Origin of the sequence: Microcoleus sp. Pol14D4 (genome assembly GCF_036701245.1) — a bacterium.
In the GTDB taxonomy this organism is placed as follows: Bacteria; Cyanobacteriota; Cyanobacteriia; order Cyanobacteriales; family Microcoleaceae; genus Microcoleus.
The window spans coordinates 14,897-30,293 of the sequence record NZ_JAUBQM010000083.1 but is presented as its reverse complement, the minus strand read 5'-3'; the positions used below and the strand labels follow the sequence as shown (position 1 = coordinate 30,293).

Below are 15,397 nucleotides of genomic sequence, written 5' to 3'. Positions count from 1 at the left end.
GATTGTCGGTATGATCGAATCAATGACGTGGCGATCGGCTAGCTCACTCTTTTAAGATACAAGGGGCGGGTTTTACCGATAATAATTGCCTAAAACCTACTATCTCGTAAACCCGCCCTCCCCGCTATCATTTTGAACATCAATAGAACACTCATGGTTCAAACTATAGACAATCCAACAACTTCTCCCGAAGTCGAACAACGTTTCACTTGGCGCGGTTTGATATGGCATCAATTCAAGGCGATTCAAGCTGGTTTTGAAGACGTGGCAAATGTACGCTTATTTTATTGTGAGGGAGTTTTAGAAATTGTGGGAATTAGTAAACCTCACGAGGCAATTCGATGTCTGATTGCAGCGCTACTGAGCAATTTTTTTCAAGTTAAGAGAATACAATTTTTTCCCAGTGGGAGTTACAGTCAAATTGTTGAGGGTAAATTGGAGTATCAAGCAGATTTGTCTTATTGTTTCGGAACAGATAAAGATGTTCCCGATCTGTGTATTGAGGTAGTTATCACTAGCGGTAGTCCGATTAAACTTCAGAAATACCGACTGATGGGAGTCCCGGAAGTCTGGTTTTGGGAAGATGGCACTCTAGAGCTTTACCATCTGCGAGAGGAAGGTTACGATCGCATTACTAGCAGCGAAGTGCTGCCTGAGTTAGACTTGTCTTTGCTGAAACGCTGTATTTTGTTTGCTTCACCTTTGGATGCGCTTGAGGAGTTTGCTAGAGGAATGGGCGATCGGGAAAATTGATCAATAAACTACTTTTGAAATAGCTCGATCGACTAAACGGTTATTAAATAGGAGCAACTGGCAATGACTGACTCAGAAATACTTAATTCTGATACCATTCAAACACTAAATACTAGCATATCCGAAGTTACAGTTTACACCGATCGCGCTTTGGTGACGCGCCGCGGTACGGTATCTCTGACGGGAAACGAGCGAGAATTGGCGATCGCCTCTGTACCCGCAACCCTCGAAACAGAGTCAGTCAGGGCCACGGGTGCGGGTACAGTTGCTGTGCGATTGCTGGGAGTGCGAACCGAAACAGTGTTTAGCAGCGAACCAGTGGGCGATCGCACTGCCGAATTAACCCAACAAATTCAGGAATTACAAACCCAAAGACGTGGAATTAACGACAAAATAACCGCCCGAAAAATTCAGCTCAAATTTGTGGAAGGTTTGAGCGAAAAAAGCGTCGGTTTCTTTTCTAGCAGCATCGCCAAACAGCAGGTAGGTTTAAACGAAACTGGCGAATTGCTCAACTTTTTAGGAACTAATTACGTAAAATATGTAAGTGCGATCGCCCAACACGAAAAACAACAGCGCCAATTAGATAAGCAAATAGAAGCTTTGCTGCTGCAGTTGCGGCAAGTACAAACTCCCCATTCCCAGCAAAGTTTTAACATCATTGTTGCCATAGAACCCAGTGGCACCGGCAATTTTGAACTAGAAGTTTCCTATGTAGTCATGGGAGCCCGCTGGACTCCCCTTTACGACTTGCGAGTCAACACTACCAACAACCAAATTAATCTCAACTACTTAGCCGAAGTCAATCAAAATACAGGCGAAGATTGGACGGGAGTAGGGCTGACTTTATCCACAGCAAAACCGGGAATGGGTACTTTGCCACCAAAACTCGAACCCTGGTTTATCGATACTGTTTACCCAAAATCTCCTCAAACCCGAGACTTTATGATGACACGCAGCAGACAGCCTGCGGAAGCAGAAATACCACTAGATTATACAAACTTAGAGTTTGATGAAAGTGGGCCACCTGCTGCTGCCGCACCCCAACTCATAGCAGCTCAAACCGCGACCGCACAAGTATCGAAAGAAGGCGGCACCGTCTCATTTCAAGTAGGGGGAAATACCCAGATTCCCAGCGACGGTACACCCCACAAAGTGACGATTTTTAGCGAAAATTATCCGTTTAAACCTGAATATATAGCCGTTCCCCGATTAGTCAGTTTTGCCTATTTACAAGCAGTTGTTGTGAATCCGCTGACAGGTGCAACTCTTCTGCCCGGTAAAGCAAATATCTTTCGGGACAACACTTTTGTTGGTATCGTAAAATTGGATAATGTTTCGTCTGGTGAAGAATTTAAACTGAATTTAGGAATAGATGAAGGGCTAAAAATAGAGCGGGAATTAGTGGAAAGACAAGTAGATAAAAAACTGATCGGTCAGCAGAGGCGTACGAGTTACGCCTATCGTTTGAGTGTGACTAACCTGCGGCAGGTGCAGGTACACCTGACACTACAAGAGCAATTGCCAGTCAGCCGCAATGAACAAATTAAAGTGCGGTTGACTCTCACTAATCCGAAGATAGTAGCAGGTGAAATGGGAGTGCTAGAATGGATAATGTCTCTGCCGCCGCAAGCAAAGCAAGAGTTATATTACCAGTTTGTTGTCGAACATCCTCCCGATTTAGCAGTCACAGGTTTAGATATTTAATTAGGATTTACACTCTTAATCTGTAACGCCAGCTACAGATTATACCACTTCTTAAAAATATTGCTATATAGAAATTATAGGCAATCGTATGTAGGGAAACGGCACTGCCGTGTCCGGCGGGGGGTTGTGCAAATCAAAGATAATTTGTATAAAATTGGTAATTGTAGCAAGACTATTTCCAATTGGTATTACTTATCAAAAATTTGACGATCTGACTATCAACAAAAAACCAGGATGAATTACAACTGGCGAAAAGTCTTGTCTAACGGTATAATTCCCCCTTCCTCAAAAAAACGCCCCGATTTTTCAACAACTTGTACTCCAGCGATCGCGCCCCTGTTGTTTAGCATCGTACAAAGCTTTGTCTGCATAGGCTACCAGTGTATCTGGTGGAACTTCCAAGGTGGGTATGAGTGAGGCAATACCCAAACTGACTGTAACGATCTCCTTCACGTCAGACTCTGCATGGGGAATCGCCAGATCGTGAATTCCTTGCTGAATGTTTTGTGCCACCTTAATCCCTCCTTTTAAATCCGTATTCGCCAGAAGTACCACAAATTCTTCTCCACCGTAACGCGCTGCTAAATCGGTGGGACGACGGACTACTTTTTGTAATGTTTGCCCTATTCTAATTAAGCAATCATCCCCAGCCAGATGACCGTAGTAGTCGTTGTAGGATTTGAATTTATCAACGTCAAATAAAATTAGAGAAAGTGGCTGCTTTTCTGGCGCTAGGCGTTGCCATTCACCTTGAAGACGATTGTTGAAACACCGACGGTTAGCCACATGAGTCAAACCATCTAGATTGGCCAGTTCTTTTAATTTTTGATTGGCATCTTGGAGAGCCAATTCTATTTGTTTGCGGGCGGTAATATCACGGATAGTAACTGAAAAACCATCTCCTAGCTTGACTGCTACGAAGTGAAACCAGCAAGATTTTCCTGATTCATAGTAAAAATCCTGTTCTAAAGATTCCCCCGTCTCGACAATATTAACGAAGCAATTAAATAGTTTTGGATCAATATTACTCAAAAACTTTTTTAGTATCAATTTGCCAATCATCTCTTCATGCCTACTGTTAAAAGCTCTAGAAATCAGGGGGTTGACGACTAAACACATAAAATCCTCAATCTCGCCTGTTTCGGTGTTACGAACAGCCTGCATTGCCGCAATACCATCAAGGGAACTATTCAAAACACTAGCCAGTAAAGCCCTCGATTGATAAAGTATCTCTTCTGCTTCCCGGCGCTTAATATTTTCTTGTTCCAGAAGCTGTTGCTGGCGTTGAATGGTTAACTGATTTTCCAGACGCGCCACTACTTCTTCGATTTGAAATGGTTTGGTGATGTAGTCTATAGCCCCTGAATCAAAGGCGGTTACTTTGTCGAAGACATCATCTAAAGCACTAATGAAAATTACTGGAATGTGGCTAAAATATGCATCCGCTTTGAGAGTTTTACAGACTTGATAACCATCCATTTCAGGCATCTTAACATCTAAAAGAATCACATCTGGTCGCTTTACCTTCACCGTTTTCAGTGCCATCCGCCCACTGGTAACGCTGCGAACAGTGTAGCCGAGTTTGAGGAGCGCATCGCTTAGTAATTGTAGGTTTTCGAGAAGATCGTCTACAATTAGAATATTACCTTTATTTTCGATTTGAGAATTAAGATTCATTGCCACTCCGGGGTTCTACTAAATCAAGAATCTGCTCAAACTTAAATTCACGTGCAAGTTTGGTCAATGATTTTATCAAACGAGTTTCTGTTTTGGGAATTTCTCCTACAACTTGTAACACGAGGTTGGTATTTGCCTCAAGTGCAGCTTCGTATAATTGAGTAATCCATTCTTGAGTCATACAGGTTAAATCTTCCGATGTCAAGGGACGTATTTCTGTATCATCCAAGACAGGAGATCTTGTTTCTGCATAGATATATTTGACTCCCAAATGCTTAGCTAGTGCGTCAAAAATGGTGTGTTCAACGAAGGGTTTGCGAACAAAGTCATCACATCCAGCCGAAAGCACGATCGCCTTTTCTTCTTCCAACACACTCGCCGTTAACGCGATTACAGCCGTAGCATTGCCTTTGGTGGTAGATTTGATGTATTTTGTCGCTTCGTAGCCATCCATAACTGGCATCCTCATATCCATCCAGATTAGGTGCGGTTCCCATTCATCCCAAATGGCGATCGCCTCTTGTCCGTTACTAGCTTCTTTCACCTCAAATCCCAAGGGACTCAACAACTTAATTAGTAATTGTCGATTAATAGATTTATCATCGACTGTGAGAATTTTGTAGCTAAGTTGACCGGGCACCAGTCCCAGCACTCTTGGATATTCTTCTGTACTCTTGCTGTTTGTTACTTGACCCAATTTGGTCTGAATATAAAATTGGAAACTTGTACCTTTTCCTAATTCGCTTTCTACAGAAATATCCCCACCCATCAATTGCACAAATTTCCGGCTAATTGCTAAACCTAAACCCGTTCCTTCCTGCATATCTTTTCCAGCTTGAGCTTGACTAAAGGCATCAAAGAGTTTTGGCAGTTCTGCTGCTGCGATACCCACCCCTGTATCGCGAATACGGAAATGCAAATTAAAAACATCTGTTGCTTCTCTATCTCCCAGAAAAACATTGAAAGTGATTTGACCCTCGGAAGTAAATTTGATGGCATTGCTGACTAAATTAATTAAAACTTGACGCAGTTTTATTTGATCGGTACAGATATACCGCGGCACATTTTCTGTTCGCTGGAATACCAAATTTAATCCGGCATTATTAGCCCGCAGATGCAACATATCTTCTAAATCATTCAGCAAGATATGTAGGTCAAAGTCTGTAGGGTTAAGGGTGGTTTTACCTGCTTCGATTTTTGATAAATCGAGTACATTATTAATTAGCGTTAACAGATAATCACCACTGCGATAGATAATTCCGGCATTCTCGTATTGTTCGGGGGGCATATTTGTGGCGCGTACCATCAACTGCGAAAAGCCGAGAATAGCATTGAGGGGCGATCGCAATTCGTGGCTCATATTGGCAATAAAGGTACTTTTGGCTTGATTTGCGGTTTCTGCTTTCACTGCCAACTCTCGGGAAACCTTCTCACTTTCCTGCAAAGCCATAGTACGCTGAATCACTCTTTCTTCTAATTCCGCATTAGCTTGTTGTAATTTCAAAGCCGCTTGACGATTTTCCGAAACAATCGCAGATGTCACCATCGTCGTAATGGAAAGTACCCCCACAAATAAAAGTAGTAATAAAAGGGAATTACGATCCAATGCCGCCTTATAAAAAATACCAATTTGATAAGCCGTAGTGATAAAAGCCATACTACAAATGGCGGTGACTAAAATAGTAGTAACTTTCTGACTAAAACGAAAAACAGACCATAAGAGAGGGGGTAAAAGTAAATATTCTACAGGTTGACTCTCAAATAAGGCAAATTTAATGACTATTCCCAAAAGAATAGCAATAATCATAAATTCTCCACTATGCCAAGACTGCGGGGCATAAAACTTCTGTTTTTTAAAACAACAAATTAATAAGAAAGGTGTAAAAAGTAAGATGCCTATACTATCACCAATCCACCAACCAGTGAAAGTTTTTAGAAAGTCAGAATGGGGGAAAATTTTCTGATAAATCAATGAACAAGTCCCGATCAAAGCATTTGGTAAACTAACTCCCAAAAAACTAACGGCGATAAAAATTACTACATGATTGACTTCATTAAAAGGAAATTTTGTGCGAGTTGACCGTCGAATCACAAATACTGCCAATAAATTCCAAATCGTTACACTAATAGTATTGAAGACAGCACTCAATAATAAACTTGGGGATATCTGCCACATGATTAAGGTCGCAATAAATTGACCCATAAAGATACCTAACCAACGAGAATAACCCCACTCCAATAAAGTGGCGAACATCCATCCTGTTCCTGGCCAAACGGGTGAAATATATGGTGGAATAAACGTAACACTGGATATCTTATGATTATTCATGAGAAACCAACAAATCAAAGGATAAACAATGGAAATAATCAGAACTTGCAGCCACCAGTGGGGATTTTTTATTTCTAAACCGAGACCCTTTAAGAGGTTAATAAAATGTTTTTTTGCCATCTTTTTTTAGGTATCAACTTGCTCTACAAAAAATGTAAAATCTCAATTGTGAACCATTAAAGCTTCTCTTAAATCAAGAATTTGCTCAAATTGAAATTGACGTGCTAATTTAGTCAGGCTTTTGATTAAAAATAGTTCTGTTTCAGGAATTTCCTGAATTACTTTCATCATTTTTTCTGTGTTTGCTTCAAACACAGCTTTAGATAAGCTTATCATCCATTAATGGGGCCTTAACTAGGTCGGTGCTGTAAAACGCAACTATGTAAACGATCGTCAAGTATCAAAATGCCAAGAAAGCAGCACTAGGAGACCCTGTTTACATACAGTTGCATAGTTCAGTTTAATCCCGCCGACCTACTTAATAAATCCTCAACATCTAAAAAACTGGTTTACTAAATGCTGCTACTGTCATCTATCAACTTGCTGCTGTATATCCCAATTGATTGCCAATTCCCCAAAAACCTGCAGAAGGATTCAGCACCTGAACCTGCTTTTTGATGCCCAACAAACGCGCTGCCAACAATTATGTAATAGTTTGTATCTGAATCCGTGGTATTATTCCTATTGAACAGCGAATCTCCTGTCATCAAAATTCTGATAGTAGCTTCAGGCTTGGCTGAATCGATTTGTTCAGACCGTTGAGAAAACAGATTGTACTGAAGTCTATTTCCAAAGCGATATACAAGTTGATTTGGTGCAAATATCTAGTCAGCATCAGCTTGCAACAAAGCAAGATTTCCGAATCCCAGCAAGCGCAACGCAGTTTCTATCGCACTCAAAGAGGCGATCGCACAACTGGGAATCCCATACTTAGCTTTCAAAAATTTACCTGTAATTTGTAAACTGCAAAGCCACCGGATAATCTTCTTGCTTCAAGCGTTGAATTACCAACTGCAAATCATCCTTATCCTTAGCAGAAACCCGCACTGCATCGCCTTGAATCGAACCTTGAATCTTTTTAAACTCATCGCGGATTAACTTAGTAATCTGTTTCGCGATTTCCTGACTAATCCCTTTTTTAAGTTTAATTTCTTGACGCACGCGACTGCCGCTAGCAGGTTCAGCTTTGCCGTAATCAAAAATTTTCAAAGATAAATTCCGCTTGGCGGCTTTAGTTTGCAAAACAGTGTGAATCGCATCGAGAGTAAATTCGCTGTCAGTATTGACAGTAATGGATTCTGCGCCCAATTCCACGGTAGTTTTGGTATCTTTCAAGTCGTAGCGGCTTTGAATTTCCCGCACAGTTTGGTCAACAGCGTTAACTAATTCTTGCCGATCGAACTCGCTGACAATATCAAAAGAATAACTAGCAGCCATAAATTAGTAATTGGTAATGGGTAATTGGTAGTTGGTAATGGGTAATTGATAGTTGATAGTTGGTAATTAGTCATTAATTAAGCGTCTCTTAACTAATGACTAATGACTAATGACCACTGACTAATAACAATTAACCATTAACAGCCATTAAACTGAAATAGAATAAAGTAGCTGTGCAAGAAGAACTAATCGCAAACATGAGCGATCGCCCCAGCGGCACATTCAGAATATAGAAAACCGAAAACAACAACCGGGCGATCGTAAAAGCGATCGCAGCCCAACCCGCCGGTTCCGAATCTACCCCCGTCACAAAAGCCATCAAAGCCGCCGCTGAAAACAGCATAAACGTCTCAAACGAATTTTGGTGAGCCCAAGTTGCCCGCTGAGCGTAAGCCGGCAACTTATCAAACATAGCGCGGGGGGCTGCTTGGTCGTAGCCTAGCTGCAAGCGGGCGAACGCAACCACCAAAAACGGTGCGTAAACCAGCGCAGCAGCAGCAGCAATACAATCAAGCAGAATAACCGACACAGGTAATCCCAACAGCATCATCCGCCTCGCAGTTCAATCAAAATAGAACAGAGTAACTACCTTGCGCTGTTCCTCCGCATCCTGGCAAGTTTTCAGCAAAGTGTGGCTTTCGTGAAAAGCAAAACAGATCAGTTGCTGGCAGCGAGAAATAATCTCCTGATTGCACATGGCGCTTGCTTCCGGGAGAGACAAGCTATCATTTTTGGGATTTTCTACCAAATGTATCACTTGTTCGAGTTGGTCGCGAGACTCCCGAGGCTGGCGACTCATGCTTTGTGGCAAAATCACCGTCAGCAGATTAGGATCTGCTCGCATGGCCCCCCGAATTGCTGCTGAATTGGTGCCTGTAGCGCCAGAAGTGATGAGCTGATTGCCTCCCAGAACTATGGCGTAGCTCAGCATCTCAATTAGCTGCTGGTGGGTAATAGGAACGTGGCGAGAACCCAAAAGAGCAATCCGCTTGGAGCTGGTTTGCTGGATCGCCGCAAGTTCTTGTAAAAAATCATCTACTCTGGGTAGCTCAATTGATTGACTCAAAGAATTTATTAAATTAAATAAAACTACGTTGTGGATTTTAGCAGACTCACTAGCCATTGCCGCCAAAAAGAAGTTAAGAATTGCTGATTTACGGGTTCAGACTAGAGGATCTGGAGATTTGAGGAAGCCCGAAGGCAGAATGTCTGAAGACATTCGGCAGCCGGAGCTCAAGGTAGAATTCAAGAAAAATTGAGAATTTAAGAATTTTGGCTTTTTATTTATTTAAACAAAAAGTTCTCTGCCGAATACCTTCTTCCCTCAGCTCCGGCTCTGTTATTAATGGACTCGATCGCTCAGACCCAAGGATGCCATCAGACCCTCAAGGTCAAAATGTTCTGCCATTAGCTGAGTAACGCATTCCACCTTGATCGGTTCGTGCAGGCGCACGCTGCCAAAGGTGCTGTCGATAATTTCTACCGTGGTTAAGGTATCCAAATCAACAGACAAAACCGGAATTTCCATTTCTTCTGCCCTGCCAATCACTAGGGGAGAAGGAGGCAAGTGGCCTGTCAAAATTAAGCACTGAGTCGAGCTCTCCAGAGCCGCTAGCTGAATGTCCGTGCGATCGCCCCCCGTCACCACCGCCATATTTCTCGCTTTGCGGAAATACTTCAGAGCCGAACTAACATTCATTGCACCAATTGTCAAGGTTTCCACCATCAAATCCAAACGGTCTCGACGGCACAGCACATCAGCTTTCAATTGGTGCACCAATTCTTTGACGCTGACACTCCGCAGCAAAGCACTTCTCGGCAGCATTCCCAAAACAGGAATACCCGCAGCCTCCAGAAAAGGCCGCACAGTCGCCGTTACCGATTCTAGTTTGTCCGAGGGAACGTCGTTGAGTACCACGCCCAGCAACCGCGAACCCAAACGCTGTTTAGCAGACAGCAAATCGTCTATATAAAGATCGATCGGGCGGGCTACCAACAGCACAGAAGCATCAACTGCCTCAGCGACTTGAGCCAAAGACAAGTCAAACAGACTGCCTTCCTCCAAATTAGCTGGGCCTTCTAACAGCACCAAGTCTCCGCTGGGAGCTTGCAAATATTCCGCTAAAGACTGGCGGTAATCTGTTTTGTCTTCTCTCCGCAAACGCTTGTGGACCGTCTCTTCATCCAAATACAGCAGTGTTGACGGCATCTGACTTTCTGAGAGCTTCAGCGTCTCTACCGCGAACCGCACGTCTTCGTCCTCGATCCCAGCTCCCTCAGAGCTGAAACAGGTTCCCAGAGGTTTGCCGTAGGCGACGGCCAGCCCCTTGTCCCGGAGTCCGAGTGCCATCCCCAGAGCGATGGCAGACTTGCCGCTGTAAGCTTTTGTGGAACCGATCAGCAAATATTTAGTCAATTTGGGTACGCCTTCAATCCTCAATTTGCACCTGTCTATTTCAATAAATTTAGTTTTTTCTACAGTATTTGTGAACTGCGACTCAATTTGGCAATACAATTATACTCGATTTTGTCGCTTTTGGGCAGCTTGTTTTCTTACGGAAAATTATTATTCACATATTCGCCACCCTTTTCTGCCCATTCTTTTTACTTGATTTGGGAAAAGGAGTTTTTGAATTGTTTGTTTTACCAGCAGTTTTTGATAAGTATTAATCGACCCTAATTTATTTAAAAACCGATTTAATTCTAAGGTTTTTAGACCTTATTATTGCCCGTATTCGAGCACGAACATTATATAAAATAAAAACAACAAGGTAAAAATGGATGATAGATCTTACCTAACACCCGATTTATAGGGTTTAGAAAACTTTTTAGTTGCTAAATAGAAAAGTGTCTAGGAAGAAATCACGGTGCTTGCCTAATCAGTTTTGGATATAATTAAAAATGGATAAATATTATTAGTTATTAATTATTAGTGCGCTCGCCCCCGTTCAAACTGATATCTAGCAATGCGAGCAATAAGCTTGTTATGCTCGGACTGCTAGCATCTAAACACATAAATTGTCGGGCGGTGTCGGCTGGCATTTCCGCAGCCTTTGGGCTGATTGCGATGCTAGCCCGATCGCAGTTCCAGGGCTGTAGATTGATTTTCCTTGGGGGGATCTACAGCCCTTTCCTCTCAGCTACCGAGTCGCAAAATTTGAACGAAATCGGACGGCGCGATTCGCCTCACGGCGATAGCTTCGCTCGCGCGTACTCGCACAGCACCAATATCCGAAATAGGCTTTTGCGCTTGTCCCACAACAAATACAGCAGTTTTCAATTGGATGAAATACAGGTATGGACTCAGGCAAAGCCTGAGTCCATACGCGAAATCTGTATCACGCTCAACTGAAAACTGCTGTAGATTTACTTTAGCAATGGGGATAAGTGCTGACCCCCAAAGGGATTATTGAGAATGATCCAACAACTCACTTACTCTTTCCGCTTCTCAAATAGGACTGGCGCACCAATAAAGTGTAATGTTGCCGTCGTGGCTTTACACTTTATTGGTGCGCCAGTTATAGCGCCCGTCAATCGATTTTAGATTTTAGATTTTAGATTTTAGATTGAAGAAAGCAAGCCCACTGATAAATCCGGGGGCTGGCGATCGGGATTCGGAGCTTTTTTCACGATCCACGAATGAATCCGGGGGCCCCGGATTAAATTGCTTGATTGTCAATTGCAGACTTTCGGGAGTGCGGCTGCGGTGAAAGTTATTCATCCATTCGCATCAGCTTGCGGTAAAACGTTTTAGAAAAATCGACGGTACGAGTTCGCTGAAAAGTCAGGAGAACCTCAATTAAGCAACTAACAAACTCAGAGCTTTGCATAGTCACTTCGTAGCTGAGTTCAGCATTGCCGTCAAACAACACCCGACAGCGGGTTAAGTCGATCGGCAGCGACGAGATATTCCAACTAGCGACAAACGGCACGCTCTCCCCGCCGTCAATTTTTCTTGCCCCCTCCAAGCTTTTGAGCTTGTAGAGGCCAATAGCGTGCGGTAAAAACTTGCGCCTGGGCTCTTGACAGAAAGGCGCGTAGACTTTCACTTCTTTGTCATCGGCTGGCTTGAGTTGAGGAATAGACATATTTCCACCTCAGACAATTATTACTAACAGATAGTTTAGATCCCCTGAAAAAACTAACAGATATTCCAGGTCGATCGCAAGCAAAAGTCAACCAAAATACTCGATGCAGTACCCGTTTACCAGGGCCGTACAAGCACCGAACCCGCTGGTTGTCCTCCCGTCCGCTTTCGACAAAAGCCCAGAAACTGATACAGTAGATGCTTATATCTAAAATCAAAAACTATTGGTGGTTGAATCAAGTAACCTATGCAGGAGAGTTCTTGGCCAGAAAACGACGCTCGCAGCGAGCTTAACTTGGACATCTCTGATTTAGCTCAAGAAGAGCTCAAGAGTTTGACCTCGCACTCGAAGCTCAGCAAAGTATTTGCTATACCAGACATTGGCGACAGGGTGTTTGACGCGGAAACAAAAGCAGAACTCCCGGTTGCGGTGTCTGTGCCGGGAACTCCCTCCTTTCCTCAAAATCTGTACCGGGGACGCCGCGGAAAAGCCGCCGCAGTGCTTGCTGCGATTTGGGCCGGCACGATCGCCCTGCACTTGATTTCTTGGGGTGCGTGGGTAGTGTGGGGGTTGACGGGACTGCTGTGGATGCAAGCATTTCGAGTTTTGTTTGCTTCCCCCAAGCCCGCACTGCCGCCTCTTGCCGATGAAAGTCGAGAGGAGTGGCCTTACGTGTCGCTGCTGGTAGCGGCGAAAAATGAGGAAGCGGTGATTGCCCGATTCGTAGAATCCATCTGCAATGTAGATTATCCGATCGACCGCTATGAAGTTTGGGCGATCGACGATCACAGCAGCGACGCCACGCCGCTAGTATTGGAACAGCTAACCAAAAAGTACCCCCAGCTCAAAATATTTCGCAGAGGAGCAAATGCCAGCGGCGGGAAGTCGGGAGCCCTGAATCAAGTGTTACCGCTGACTCGCGGGGAATTTGTCGGAATATTTGACGCCGACGCGACAGTAACGCCGGATTTGCTGCGCCGGGTGCTGCCAGTGTTCCAAGGAGAAAAGGTAGGGGCTGTGCAAGTCAGAAAAGCCATCGCCAATGCTTCGGTAAATTTTTGGACTCGCGGCCAAGAAGCAGAAATGGCTCTCGACAGTTTTTTCCAGCAGCAGCGGATTGCGATCGGCGGCATTGGAGAATTGCGCGGTAACGGCCAATTCATGCGCCGCACCGCCTTGGAAAGCTGCGGAGGCTGGAACGAGGAGACGATTACCGACGACCTGGATTTGACGGTGAGGCTGCACCTAAACCGATGGGACATTGAATTTCTCGCTTTCCCAGCCGTGTCAGAAGAAGGAGTCACTAACGCTCGCGCTCTGTGGCACCAGCGCAATCGCTGGGCAGAAGGTGGCTATCAGCGTTATCTTGACTACTGGCGGCTAATTTTGCGGAACCGCATGGGAACTGGGAAAACTTGGGATTTATTTGGATTTTGGGTATCTCAATATTTCTTACCGACAGTAGCCCTACCCGACTTTGTGATGTCAATTGCGCTGCGCCGGATGCCGATCGCCAGTCCCATAACTTTTATGACCCTTACACTGTCGGTGGTGGGAATGTTTGTCGGTTTGCGCCGCACTCGCAAAGAGACCAAATTTGACGTTAAAAGAGTTTTTCTCACCTTGCTGCAAACACTGCGGGGTACTGTGTATATGTTCCACTGGCTGCTGGTAGGGACTGTGACGGCTCGGATTGCGGTACGCCCCAAGCGGCTCAAATGGGTCAAAACCGTCCATCAAGGCGCTGTTAATAGCCTCAAGTAAACAATTCGCAGAAATATTTCGGCACAGTATGGCCGAAAATCCGAAGATTTTCCGAGGCAAAAAAACACTAACGCTCGCCAAATATCTGCCCGCCAGAGCCGAGAGTGAAAATTGGCAATTCCGAGAAAAAAACACTTTGAAACAGCTTAGGTAATAGGTAATCGGCGAGCGGTAATAGCGAATAAGTAATCGGCCATACAAAAGTCTAAAATTAAAAGATAAAAGCGAGAATTTTTAACTTTTAACTTGACAAAAAACCAATTACTATCTATTAATTATGAATTGCCAATTAGGACGAATTGCTTGTTGCCAACTACCCGTCACCCGTAATTGATAATGGATTTGTTAGAGTACCAAGCTAAATCTTTATTTCGCCAGATGGCAATTCCGATTTTGCCGTCGCAGCGGATTGACAATCCCGCCGACCTCAAAGGACTGAAAATTCCTTACCCCGTTGTACTCAAATCGCAAGTGCGGGCTGGGGGACGGGGCAGGGCGGGCGGTATCAAGTTTGTAGAAAATACGATCGATGCAGTAGCAGCGGCTCAAACAATTTTTAATTTGCCGATCGAGGATGAATATCCCCAAGTCCTGCTGGCAGAAGCAAAGTACAACGCTGACCAAGAATTGTACTTAGCGGTACTCCTAGACCCGGTAGCCCGCCGCCCGGTGCTTCTGGGTTCGAGACAAGGAGGTATGGATGTCGAAGGGTCGATCGAGCAAATGCAGCAAGTGGCAGTAGATCAAGAATTTTCCCCATTCTACGCGAGGCGTCTCACGCTGAAAATGGGATTGCAGGGAGACTTGATTCAATCGGTGAGCACCATTGTCGAAAAAATGTACCGGCTGTTTGTCGAAAAAGATTTAGATTTAGTAGAAATCAATCCTCTCGGCATCAGTCCGACGGGAGAGGTAATGGCTTTAGACGGTAAAGTCACCGCCAACGACGATGCCTTGGGGCGGCATCCAGATTTGGCTACACTCTCAGGGAAGAGGCAAAGCAGCGGGTTGGCACGGGAAAGGAGAAGCCCCCATACCTCTGGCGATCGCTCCCATTCCCACTCGAAGGTTCAGCAGCAGCCGGAGTTTGACCCCAAATCTAAATCCCCAATCTCGAATTCCGAATCCCTGCAATTAATCGAACTAGACGGGAATATCGCGGTTTTGTGCAACGGAGTGGGCCTGACAATGGCAACTCTAGATGCTGTAACCCACCAAGGAGGAAAACCAGCTAATTTCGTGAATATTGGTTCCCTAGACCGCTACGATGCAGCAAATGCCCTGCGCGATCGCGCGGAGTTGGGTCTGGAGTTAGTCGCTCAGGATAAAAGCGTTAAGGTGATACTTGTAAATATTTTGGGCAGCGCCTCCAAGACCGAGGAAATAATCGCTGCAGTAGTCGGCTATTTGGAACGGAAAGCTCGCGCTAACCGCCACATCCAAGTGGTGCTGCGGCTGGTAGAGATCGATGCTGATGCTGTTAAAAAGCGTTTGGGACAGTTGCCGGTGCAGCTAGCTAGCACTTTGGATGAGGCTGCAGCAGCTTCTGTATCCTCCGCCAAGTAGCGGCAGCAGCAGTCGTGAGGCAAAAGACAAGAGTTATGCACAGATGAAGGCCTTCTGCTTTTTACAGATCGAGTGT

13 protein-coding genes are annotated in these 15,397 nt (G+C 44.5%); 5 read left to right on the top strand and 8 right to left on the bottom strand.

Going from position 1 to position 15,397, the window contains the following annotated elements; all coding sequences use genetic code 11:
• Window positions 1–153 precede the first annotated feature (153 nt).
• Both QUA33_RS23215 and QUA33_RS23210 read left to right on the top strand, forming a co-directional pair.
• Window positions 154–753: a Uma2 family endonuclease gene (locus QUA33_RS23215; protein WP_333151527.1), complete on the top strand. Its 600-nt coding sequence runs from the start codon at window positions 154–156 to the stop codon at window positions 751–753.
• Window positions 754–816: 63 nt separating this feature from the next.
• Complete coding sequence (locus QUA33_RS23210) at window positions 817–2,460, top strand: mucoidy inhibitor MuiA family protein (protein WP_333151525.1); 1,644 nt, start codon at window positions 817–819, stop codon at window positions 2,458–2,460.
• 306 nt (window positions 2,461–2,766) lie between these two features.
• Here QUA33_RS23210 and QUA33_RS23205 read toward each other — a convergent pair whose 3' ends face one another.
• The 7 genes from QUA33_RS23205 to QUA33_RS23175 all read right to left on the bottom strand — a co-directional run bounded on the left by QUA33_RS23205 (window position 2,767) and on the right by QUA33_RS23175 (window position 10,343).
• On the bottom strand, window positions 2,767–4,137 hold the full coding sequence (locus tag QUA33_RS23205; protein ID WP_333151523.1) for a diguanylate cyclase domain-containing protein: 1,371 nt from the start codon (window positions 4,135–4,137) through the stop codon (window positions 2,767–2,769).
• Window positions 4,127–6,466 (bottom strand): MASE1 domain-containing protein, encoded by a 2,340-nt coding sequence (locus QUA33_RS23200; protein ID WP_333151521.1) that lies wholly within the window; start codon window positions 6,464–6,466, stop codon window positions 4,127–4,129. Before QUA33_RS23200 ends, QUA33_RS23205 begins: the two co-directional genes overlap by 11 nt.
• A gap of 162 nt (window positions 6,467–6,628) precedes the next feature.
• A complete protein-coding gene (locus QUA33_RS23195) occupies window positions 6,629–6,802 on the bottom strand; it encodes a hypothetical protein (protein WP_333151519.1) in 174 nt (57 codons plus the stop codon).
• Window positions 6,803–7,411: 609 nt separating this feature from the next.
• A complete protein-coding gene (locus QUA33_RS23190; RefSeq protein ID WP_006634691.1) occupies window positions 7,412–7,903 on the bottom strand; it encodes a YajQ family cyclic di-GMP-binding protein in 492 nt (163 codons plus the stop codon).
• Between the two features lie 130 nt (window positions 7,904–8,033).
• Complete coding sequence (locus QUA33_RS23185; protein ID WP_333151531.1) at window positions 8,034–8,450, bottom strand: MAPEG family protein; 417 nt, start codon at window positions 8,448–8,450, stop codon at window positions 8,034–8,036.
• Window positions 8,451–8,465: 15 nt separating this feature from the next.
• Entirely contained in the window at window positions 8,466–8,969 is a 504-nt protein-coding gene (locus tag QUA33_RS23180; RefSeq protein WP_039887610.1) for a hypothetical protein, read from the bottom strand.
• A 276-nt stretch (window positions 8,970–9,245) separates the two neighbouring features.
• On the bottom strand, window positions 9,246–10,343 hold the full coding sequence (locus tag QUA33_RS23175; protein WP_333151529.1) for a phosphotransacetylase family protein: 1,098 nt from the start codon (window positions 10,341–10,343) through the stop codon (window positions 9,246–9,248).
• A 546-nt stretch (window positions 10,344–10,889) separates the two neighbouring features.
• On the opposite strand from QUA33_RS23175, the gene QUA33_RS23170 reads away from it, so the two are divergent.
• The gene (locus QUA33_RS23170; RefSeq protein ID WP_333151517.1) at window positions 10,890–11,255 is read left to right on the top strand and encodes a hypothetical protein; all 366 of its coding nucleotides are present in this window, start codon (window positions 10,890–10,892) and stop codon (window positions 11,253–11,255) included.
• A 361-nt stretch (window positions 11,256–11,616) separates the two neighbouring features.
• Here the strand turns inward: QUA33_RS23170 and ebsA are convergent, their stop codons facing one another.
• The gene (gene ebsA, locus QUA33_RS23165; protein ID WP_006634686.1) at window positions 11,617–11,991 is read right to left on the bottom strand and encodes a type IV pilus biogenesis protein EbsA; all 375 of its coding nucleotides are present in this window, start codon (window positions 11,989–11,991) and stop codon (window positions 11,617–11,619) included.
• A gap of 246 nt (window positions 11,992–12,237) precedes the next feature.
• Between ebsA and QUA33_RS23160 the strand changes: the two genes are divergently transcribed.
• On the top strand, window positions 12,238–13,755 hold the full coding sequence (locus QUA33_RS23160; RefSeq protein WP_333151515.1) for a glycosyltransferase family 2 protein: 1,518 nt from the start codon (window positions 12,238–12,240) through the stop codon (window positions 13,753–13,755).
• Window positions 13,756–14,091: 336 nt separating this feature from the next.
• Entirely contained in the window at window positions 14,092–15,321 is a 1,230-nt protein-coding gene (locus tag QUA33_RS23155) for a succinate--CoA ligase subunit beta (protein WP_333151513.1), read from the top strand.
• Window positions 15,322–15,397 lie beyond the last annotated feature (76 nt).

Bases quoted from the DNA above. Each gene is read 5' to 3' on its own strand.
- QUA33_RS23160 (WP_333151515.1), top strand. From the start codon at position 12,238: ATGCAGGAGAGTTCTTGGCCAGAAAACGACGCTCGCAGCGAGCTTAAC.
- QUA33_RS23195 (WP_333151519.1), bottom strand. From the start codon at position 6,802: ATGATAAGCTTATCTAAAGCTGTGTTTGAAGCAAACACAGAAAAAATG.
- QUA33_RS23205 (WP_333151523.1), bottom strand. From the start codon at position 4,137: ATGAATCTTAATTCTCAAATCGAAAATAAAGGTAATATTCTAATTGTA.
- QUA33_RS23215 (WP_333151527.1), top strand. From the start codon at position 154: ATGGTTCAAACTATAGACAATCCAACAACTTCTCCCGAAGTCGAACAA.
- QUA33_RS23200 (WP_333151521.1), bottom strand. From the start codon at position 6,466: ATGAATAATCATAAGATATCCAGTGTTACGTTTATTCCACCATATATT.
- QUA33_RS23210 (WP_333151525.1), top strand. From the start codon at position 817: ATGACTGACTCAGAAATACTTAATTCTGATACCATTCAAACACTAAAT.
- QUA33_RS23170 (WP_333151517.1), top strand. From the start codon at position 10,890: ATGCTCGGACTGCTAGCATCTAAACACATAAATTGTCGGGCGGTGTCG.
- QUA33_RS23190 (WP_006634691.1), bottom strand. From the start codon at position 7,903: ATGGCTGCTAGTTATTCTTTTGATATTGTCAGCGAGTTCGATCGGCAA.
- ebsA (WP_006634686.1), bottom strand. From the start codon at position 11,991: ATGTCTATTCCTCAACTCAAGCCAGCCGATGACAAAGAAGTGAAAGTC.
- QUA33_RS23185 (WP_333151531.1), bottom strand. From the start codon at position 8,450: ATGCTGTTGGGATTACCTGTGTCGGTTATTCTGCTTGATTGTATTGCT.
- QUA33_RS23155 (WP_333151513.1), top strand. From the start codon at position 14,092: ATGGATTTGTTAGAGTACCAAGCTAAATCTTTATTTCGCCAGATGGCA.